Annotated in this window: 9 protein-coding genes; 5 read left to right on the top strand and 4 right to left on the bottom strand. The window is 44.3% G+C overall.

The genetic code is table 11. The annotated features are described in order from the left end of the window. The coding region (maoP, locus tag CAG68_RS00180; RefSeq protein WP_202599809.1) for a DUF413 domain-containing protein at positions 1-230 on the top strand (230 nt) is incomplete at its 5' end. A 146-nt stretch (positions 231-376) separates the two neighbouring features. Here the strand turns inward: maoP and CAG68_RS00185 are convergent. Continuing rightward, the gene (locus CAG68_RS00185) at positions 377-628 is read right to left on the bottom strand and encodes a DUF3081 domain-containing protein (RefSeq protein ID WP_005374440.1); all 252 of its coding nucleotides are present in this window, start codon (positions 626-628) and stop codon (positions 377-379) included. Positions 629-1,002: 374 nt separating this feature from the next. Between CAG68_RS00185 and nagB the strand changes: the two genes are divergently transcribed. Beyond that, entirely contained in the window at positions 1,003-1,803 is an 801-nt protein-coding gene (gene nagB / locus CAG68_RS00190; protein ID WP_005374441.1) for a glucosamine-6-phosphate deaminase, read from the top strand. A 91-nt stretch (positions 1,804-1,894) separates the two neighbouring features. On the opposite strand, the gene CAG68_RS00195 is transcribed toward nagB, so the two are convergent. Next, entirely contained in the window at positions 1,895-2,761 is an 867-nt protein-coding gene (locus CAG68_RS00195) for a hypothetical protein (RefSeq protein WP_025768733.1), read from the bottom strand. A gap of 154 nt (positions 2,762-2,915) precedes the next feature. Beyond that, positions 2,916-4,142, bottom strand: coding sequence for a sodium/glutamate symporter (gene gltS / locus CAG68_RS00200; protein WP_054729154.1), 1,227 nt, complete (start codon positions 4,140-4,142; stop codon positions 2,916-2,918). 413 nt (positions 4,143-4,555) lie between these two features. Between gltS (CAG68_RS00200) and CAG68_RS00205 the strand changes: the two genes are divergently transcribed. From CAG68_RS00205 to CAG68_RS00215, 3 genes are read left to right on the top strand one after another with little or no spacing between them, the layout of a single operon-like run. After that, positions 4,556-4,927 carry a GntR family transcriptional regulator gene (locus tag CAG68_RS00205; RefSeq protein WP_005374444.1) on the top strand — a complete coding sequence of 124 codons (372 nt, stop codon included), beginning with the start codon at positions 4,556-4,558 and terminating at the stop codon, positions 4,925-4,927. Further along, complete coding sequence (locus tag CAG68_RS00210) at positions 4,924-5,781, top strand: ABC transporter ATP-binding protein (protein ID WP_005383221.1); 858 nt, start codon at positions 4,924-4,926, stop codon at positions 5,779-5,781. Before CAG68_RS00205 ends, CAG68_RS00210 begins: the two co-directional genes overlap by 4 nt. Next, the gene (locus tag CAG68_RS00215) at positions 5,781-6,611 is read left to right on the top strand and encodes a hypothetical protein (RefSeq protein WP_005383219.1); all 831 of its coding nucleotides are present in this window, start codon (positions 5,781-5,783) and stop codon (positions 6,609-6,611) included. The genes CAG68_RS00210 and CAG68_RS00215 overlap by 1 nt, the downstream gene beginning before the upstream one ends. 101 nt (positions 6,612-6,712) lie before the next feature. Here CAG68_RS00215 and gltS (CAG68_RS00220) read toward each other — a convergent pair whose 3' ends face one another. After that, positions 6,713-7,948: a sodium/glutamate symporter gene (gene gltS / locus CAG68_RS00220; protein ID WP_005374448.1), complete on the bottom strand. Its 1,236-nt coding sequence runs from the start codon at positions 7,946-7,948 to the stop codon at positions 6,713-6,715. Positions 7,949-8,694: the final 746 nt, after the last annotated feature.

Consider the following 8,694-nt stretch of genomic DNA (forward strand, 5'->3'; position numbering starts at 1 on the left):
ATACAATGCTTGGCTTAGAGTCAGGCGAATTAACACCTGAAAACAGCGAAGAGAAACACTTCATCAAGGTGTTAGAAAACCCTGGCAAAGCAAAAACAAAACTTGAGCGTACGTGGCTAAAGTACACCCAACTTGCTCGTGGTCGCAAGCGCTTCCATACGCTAAATGGTCGTAACAAGCCTGACGCCACAGAAGAATACATTGAAGAGAGTTTGGTTGAAGACGATTAATAACCAATAACCTAGTTCTCGCCTTTTTCTAGCAGTAGGCGAAAGCTCGTTTGACTTTACTGAGCGAGCAAGACAAGCTCATTTCTTCTCCTAAAGCCCAAGGGGCATTCTCCCAAGGGCTTTTTTAATATTTGGGTGATGACCGTTTACTTGGCGAGCGTCGCAATCTTTTTCAGAAAGCTCTCTTTCAAATGCTCTTGGTCATATTCCAAGTGATAGGTGTTGTGGAAGCCAATTTTTAGCTCAACACCATTCCCTCTCAAGAAAACGTTGTACCCATCGTAGTCAGAAAACGCTTCTACACCTTCATACATTTTACCAAATTCGGTTGGCGTACCGTTGTTCATCACACATTCGTAAGCCTGTAGTACTTTGCTCGGATCTAACTCATTTTTCATACCGAATTCCTCACTGGTTTACACATTTCAATTATGGTTAAAGAATGAGCGCCATGCCATATCTAACCCATAATATTTGAAGTTCGTGTGCGATTTCGCACTCTGTAGGTTGTTAAAAAACAAGGTTAAGTGCGAAGGCAGAACTTAATTTAGATCATAAATTTTATCTATTGATTCGTCAGTTTCATAATGCAATTTCTTTGTAAAAAATCGCCTTATAAAAGCATTTAGATATAAAAATCGTCGACAAAACCAACATTGGTTAAAGAAAAAGCAAAATTTTGACCTAAAACAATAGCAGTACGCCACTACTTATTTTATAATGCGAATTAATGTTTCAGTACATCGTCAATTCCAATAACTAGGGGCACAAAATGAGACTTATCCCGTTAACTCGAGCAGCACAAGTAGGTAAGTGGGCAGCTGCGCATATCGCTAAGCGTATCAACGACTTTAAACCTACTGCTGAGCGTCCATTCGTTCTGGGTCTACCAACTGGTGGCACTCCTCTAGCAACCTACAAAGCCCTAATCGAGCTTTACCAAGCCGGCGAAGTCAGCTTCAAAAACGTCGTGACTTTTAACATGGATGAGTACATTGGCATCCCTGCGGATCACCCAGAATCTTACCGCTCGTTCATGTACAACAACTTCTTTAATCACATTGATATTCAAGAAGAAAACATCAACCTACTGAACGGTAACACAGACGATCACGACGCAGAATGTAAGCGTTACGAAGACAAAATTAAGTCTTACGGCAAGATCAACCTGTTCATGGGCGGCGTGGGTAACGACGGTCACATCGCGTTCAACGAGCCAGCGTCATCTCTTTCTTCTCGTACTCGCATCAAGACCCTCACTGAAGACACTCGCATTGCGAACTCTCGCTTCTTTGACGGCGATATCAACCAAGTGCCTAAATACGCGCTGACTATCGGTGTTGGTACGCTTCTAGACTCAGAAGAAGTGATGATCTTGGTCACTGGTCATAACAAAGCTCAGGCACTTGAAGCAGCCGTGGAAGGTTGTGTAAACCATCTATGGACAGTTTCTGCACTTCAGCTTCACCCTAAAGCGGTGATCGTATGCGACGAACCAGCTCAACAAGAACTGAAAGTGAAGACAGTGAAGTACTTCTCTGAGCTAGAAGCAGAAAACATCAAAGGCTTTTAACCCATAGGATGGCAGCCTAGAAACACACTAAAAATACAAAACCCGTGTTGAACACGGGTTTTTTCTTATCTGAACAGCGGGGCTTAAGTCGTTAATAAGCTTTAATACCAAACTGACGAAGACGCTTAGGAAGCACTTCATCCAACTTGTCTAGTTCACTCGGTTCGACTTCGATAAGGTTGAAATGATGCTGCTTATAAACAGTACGAATGGTCTCACGGTCGGCCTGAGCCATCTCCCCATCGTCACTTCCCCAAAATTGCAAATAGACTTTGCCACCTGGCAAGTAAAAATCGCTAGTGACATCTTGGTCAATCGGCAACTGACGCTCATAAGCGTGCACAACACCAGCCAAGTACAGCCAGTTGTCGATGAGCAACTCCCCCTTAGAGCGCACGTAATGCCCATCTAATGTTCGGTGCTTGGCTTCAAATTTTTGGCGAAAGCTTGAGTACGATTTATCCGTAGAATGTGACTCCGCGTCTTGCCCTAAAAACTCAATGACAGACTGCTTAAGACGCTTGTTACGCAGCACCACATCGTGCCATACGACAAAGGTATTTTGTGTTTCTTTATCGGTTCTTTGCTGCCCACCAGCGCGCACACCAGCTTCAGTGACACTCCATCCCTCTTCGGATTTGGTCAACCAACCCAGTTCACTCAAAAGCTGGTTCATGCGCTTCGCATTCAATTTCAGCTTTTCACCCAGTTGTGTCGCGCTCAATGTTTTCCCTGAGCTGGGAGTCAGCTCAATATGTAAGTTGGTCGGCCAGACGATGAACTGGCCAAATTTAGGGTGATCCACATACTCACCGCCAAACTTTGCCCCTTCTTCGGTCAAAATCCACTTTTCATCTTGGCGAACGATGTAGCCTGCACGTTTGAGATCGGCAAACAGCAGCTTAGCTTCTACCTTGCGCATTTTCGCTAATGCCGACGTCGATATTTTTTCAGACATGTGGGTACCTCATGCTGCTGCAAAATTGAACACTATGTCGTCATAGTAACGCATTGATTTCACGGCTTGAAGTCAGGCAAACAAGATTTCGTGTTACAAATAGCAAAGCCAGCGTATAGGTGCTGGCTTTGTTATTTCGGTAAAAAAGCGAATGTTATTTAATAAAAGCGATGCATCCTTGCAAAATCACTAAATTCACAATGTCGATGAAGAATGCACCGACAATTGGAACCACCATAAATGCTTGTGGTGATGGACCATATCGACTCACGATGGAGCCCATATTCATGACCGCAGTCGGTGTAGCACCTAACCCAAAACCGCAGTGTCCGCTAGCGATCACCGCCGCATCGTAGTTGCCTCCCATCATGCGGAATGTTACGTAGTAAGTGAACATCGCCAACACTGCCGACTGAATAGCAAGAATAATAAGGAATGGGATCGCAAGATCGAAAATATTCCACAATTTCAAACTCATCAAGGCCATGGCAAGAAATAGAGATAGTGCAACCGTGCCAAGAATATCAACGGTTTCTAAATCAACCTTGCGCGCCTTCGTCACTTCCATGATGTTAGTGATAACAACACCAATAAACAGCGCATAAACAAAATCGGGAATCATTAACCACTTGATGTCAAAACTGCTTACCCAACTCTCCAGATACTTCGCGCCTGTCACGCAAAGTAGAATGATGGACAAGCTTTCAACGACTCTTTTCGCTGTGACACGATCTTCCTCATGTTCGTTGTACGTCACCAGTTCAGGGAAACTCTGATGACTTTGATTGGTGCGTCCGTATTCCGATTCCAAGTTGTGTTTGTTTAGTAGCTTTTGTGCAACAGGGCTGCCAATAATCCCGCCCATCACCAAGCCAAATGTAGCAGAAGCCATTGCCACCTCTAGAACATTATGCAAACCATACATTTCTTGAAAAGTTTGCGACCACGCAGCTCCAGTTCCATGTCCGCCAGAAAGCGTAATGGATCCGGCGATCAACCCCATGAGTGGATCTAACCCCAACGCTGTTGCTAAGGACACGCCGACCGCGTTTTGGATAAGAATGTAGACCGATGCCACAACTAGGAAGATGAAAACCTTCGCACCGCCTTTAACCAGTTGGGTGTAATTTGCCGCTAAGCCAACGGTTGCAAAAAACATCAGCATAAAGACGTTTTGCAGTGGTAAATCAAAGGAGACATCCACACCATTTAAGTGCATCGTCGTGATTACGCAAGCGACCACTAGACCACCAACAATTGGCTCTGGAATATTAAATTTTTTTAAGGTTGGTAACTTGGTATTGATGAACTGCCCTAAAAACAACACGCAAATTGCGACGAGGAACGACTCCTGTGGGCCGATAGATATTACCTGATTCATGAGACCTCTTTACTCTACTCTTTCTCATTCATTGAGCACGCGCTCAACGTGAGATAGGTGCCTAAGCCAGTCAGATTGCCTCTCGAAACTTTTGTTTTCTAGGCCTCCTTGACCATCAATTCTCATCAAGTAAGAAATAGGCAGACCTAAAATTATGCTAATTATCATTCGGTGAGAATATTCATTTAGAACAGGCGATAAGTGTATTGATGGGAAGAGAAAAACAACACTTCTCAACTTATGAGAAGCAATTAATTTCCATATAAAACAAAACCTCAAAACAACGACCACATAGGTGGATATTTAGAGCGAATGAGACAGGCGGATACACTAGGTTTTAAATTATTACTTTCTCTCTAATGCACTAGGTGTTATACATATATATAACACCATCTCAACCAAGAGATTCACTCATGACTAATTGGCATGATCGCCAACCGATATTTCGACAGTTGGCAGACCAGATCACGCAGCAAATACTGCAAGGTGTCTGGCAAGAAGGCGATGCTCTGCCCTCCGTCCGTAGCATCTCTGCAGATATGAAAATTAACCACCTCACCGTTATGAAAGGCTATCAATTGCTTGTTGATGACGGGCTAGTGGAGAAAAAACGCGGTCAAGGTATGTTTGTCGCTTCAGGAGCAAAGCTCAAATTACTCGCAGACGAGAAGGCACGTTTTCTTCAGCAACAAATTCCGCAGATAGCCGACACAATACAGCGTCTGGATATGTCACTCGACGAATTCATTCAACAACTAAAACCACACTTGAAAGGTGACCAATGAGCGCATTAGTCAGTGTAAACAACGTCTCCAAGCAATATCAGCAACAAGGAGAAGCACTGCATGAAGTGAGTTTCGACCTACATGCAGGACAAGTACTTGGCTTACTCGGCCATAATGGCGCAGGTAAATCAACGCTTATTAATGCCCTACTCGGTGCACATGAATATCAGGGCACTATTCGTATCAACGGATTTGAACCCATTATGCAACGCGACAAGATAATGCAGAGCTTATCCTACATCTCGGATGTCAACGTTCTGCCAGATTGGATGACCGTTGCTCAACTGCTTAACTATACCGAGGGCGTGCACCCAGGGTTCAATCGCGCCCAAGCAGATACGCTACTTCGTCAAACGGACATCAAACCTCGTGCGCGTATCAAATCTTTATCCAAAGGGATGAAGGTGCAATTACACCTCGCGATTGTGATCGCGACCAACACCCAAATCCTCATATTGGATGAACCGACACTCGGGTTAGATCTCGTGTATCGCGAGACGTTTTATCGTCACTTATTGGAATGGTTTCACGACGGCGAGCGCGTGTTGATCATCGCCAGTCATGAAGTATCAGAGATTGAGCACTTGCTGACAGATGTTCTGATTCTTAAGCATGGTCGCCCCGTTCTGCAAACCTCGATGGACAGTATCAGTGAAGACTATTTCATTCTTGAAGCCAACGACGAGCACCGCACACAAATTGAAGCGATGAACCCACTCTCGTCACAAAAAGGCCTCGGTTCAACGAAATGGTTACTCAAAGCCCAGTATGCCCAACAAGCAGAAACAATGGGCTCCATCCATGGGGTGAAGTTAGCGGATTTATTTTTAGCATTGCAGAAGGAGGCAGCGTAATGCGTTCAGTTGTCGCGATGTTGCAAAAAGAGTGGTTAGAAAACCCTCTTGTTTTACGTATTCCACTGTTTGTGTTGGCGTGTGGAGTTATTCTCTTTGTGAGTTTAATGAGTAACGACACTCTACAACACAATATGTTTTTCCAAATGAGCTTTGGTGGCGATGTCAGTGACATTCACAAAGAGCTTGGTGATGATGTCAATACGTTGATTACCGGAGGAGCAGGGCTGCTGTCTATCTTGTTAGCCGTTCAGTACTTCCCAAGAACGCTACGCAAAGAACGGGCGGAAGGCAGCATTATGTTTTGGCGCAGTATGCCTGTCAGTGACATAAAAACCCATTTAGTGAAGCTAGGATTTGGCTTATTGGTGATTCCGCTCGTCTGCTCGGTGCTCGTACTCGCTGCAAATTTAATGTTGTGGTTGCTGAACATCTCTACTGATCACCAATTGGCTTTATTGTACCGCCAAGCCTCGTTAGGTTACGTGCTGCTGCATTGGGGAGAGTTTTTAATCAGAATGTTTTTCGCCGGTATTCTGCTGTTACCGCTGGCATTAACTGCGATGGCTATTTCACAAAAAGTGAACTCACCACTGGTCATTTTGTTTATCGCCATTTATGCGCTGCGTTGGATGCCAATCGCCCTATTTGGCTATTACGGCCTAGATCAGTTCTTCTCCGAAGTGCTTTACCTTCCACTGCACGCCATTGCTGCACCAAGCCCATTTAATGCCATTCCTCAGGCGGGCTGGTTAAACGTTGGCATTTACGCTTTCATCGGCGTTCTTGGTTGGACAGCTAGCCTCAAGTTCAGCCGAACCATTCAATAATCCGTCGTCCGATAAACGGCCAAAATCGAGCCATAAAAAAACGGTCACAACCTGTGTTGTGACCGTTTTTATTTCGACCTTAGGAGATCATGAACTTAAATTTAACCAAGGAATGAAATGTAACCTTGTAAAATGATTAAGTTAACGATGTCGATAAAGAAAGCCCCCACAATTGGCACCACCATAAATGCCTGCGGCGACGGGCCAAATCGGTTAACGATCGAACCCATGTTCATTACGGCTGTTGGGGTTGCACCCAAGCCAAAACCGCAGTGCCCCCCTGCAATAACAGCAGCATCGTAGTTGCTTCCCATCACTTTGAACGTAACATAGTACGTAAAGATTGCTAAGACGACAGACTGCACAGCTAAAATAACCAAGAATGGAATCGCTAGATCGAAGATATTCCATAACTTCAAGCTCATCAGAGCCATCGCTAAGAACAGAGATAGCGATACCGTACCTAACATATCGACCGTTTCGGCATCTAACTTACGAATCTTGGTCACTTCCAAGAAATTCGTAATGATCACACCAATGAATAGCGCATATACGAAGTCTGGAATCATCAGCCATGAGATTTCATACGTGCTTACCCATTGCTCGACATACTTGGCCCCAGTAACACAGATCAGTAGGAAGAAGAGTTTCTCCACCACTTTTTTCGCCGTTACTTTATCTTCTTCGTATTCATTGTAAGTCACCAACTCCGGGAATTTCTCGTGAGTTTTGGCATCTCGACCACCACGACCATACTCAGACTCTATGCTGTTCTTTTCCACCAGACGCTGCGCTACAGGGCTACCAATGATACCGCCGATGATCAAACCAAAAGTCGCTGATGCCATTGCAATTTCTAAGACGTTATCCAATCCATACACGTCTTGAAAGGTTTGTGACCACGCAGCACCTGTACCATGACCACCTGACAGAGTAATCGAGCCAGCAATTAACCCCATCAAAGGATCTAAACCGAGCGCCGCCGCAAGTGAAACGCCAACGCCGTTTTGTATGATGATGTAAAACGATGCGACAGCTAAGAAGATAAAAACCTTCGCACCTCCTTTCATCAACTGAGTGTAATTTGCGGCCAAACCAACTGTCGCAAAAAACATTAACATAAACGTATTTTGTAATGGCAAGTCGAACTCTAAGTCGATGCCGTTGAAATGAAGAGCAGTAATCATGCAGGCCACAATAAGACCACCTACAATCGGCTCAGGTATGTTGAATTTCTTTAAAATCGGTAGCTTAGCATTAATAAAATGCCCCAGGAAAAGCACACTGATTGCGACCAAGAAGGACTCCAGTGCACCTACAGATATTAAATGATTCATATCGCCTCTTATTATTGTTCTCTTCATTCTCCGTAATGAATGAGTGTTAGTTTAACCTTCGTTCAATAGCAAATTTTCTCGCTTTATTGTTTCGAAAATACTCAAAAAGTTGGTGTAGATGCGCCTTAGGCTAGTTTAAGGGGCGCTCCTTAAGCGATGTGTCAGTTTTTACGCTGTTAGCAAGCCCTTAAATGTGAAAGGAGCTGATACAGCTCCTTCAAATGGCCCCTCGCAATACCTGTGCGTTATCGCTTGGGGTGTTGTGTTGTGAGTAAATTCTGGGTGACACTTTCTGAACCACTTCGGGCTCCCTTACTTAAACAGAATGTGTCAATTACTATCAAACAAAGTTCCTTCCCGTTGTAACCGCTAAACGCCGAGAGCGCGTTCAAAACAATTGGGTTTGCCTGTTCCTGTCGTAGCTTTTCAACTCTGGCTCATGGTGTATAAACGAGCCGAATCCAAGGAAACTCTCAGGCTGCAACAAACGTTTTCGTCACAACGGAGCAGGATTATAACATATCGCTGATAATTTTCTTCAATTCAGTGACATTCACCAACCCCATGGTTAAACCTTGCAATGATTAACTGCCTATTATCATTTTCACAGATAAAGATCGAAGCACAGTTACTCAGTAAGTTTCTTAGAAAACGATGCATAGCTAATAACTTCACCGCCGTTCTTATCCAAGAGGTCTTGATAAACGCCCTAGAGAACCAAGCAGCCGAAATATGCGATGTTATCA

Origin of the sequence: Vibrio sp. V42_P2S4T144 (genome assembly GCF_009904715.1) — a bacterium.
In the GTDB taxonomy this organism is placed as follows: Bacteria; Pseudomonadota; Gammaproteobacteria; order Enterobacterales; family Vibrionaceae; genus Vibrio; species Vibrio alginolyticus.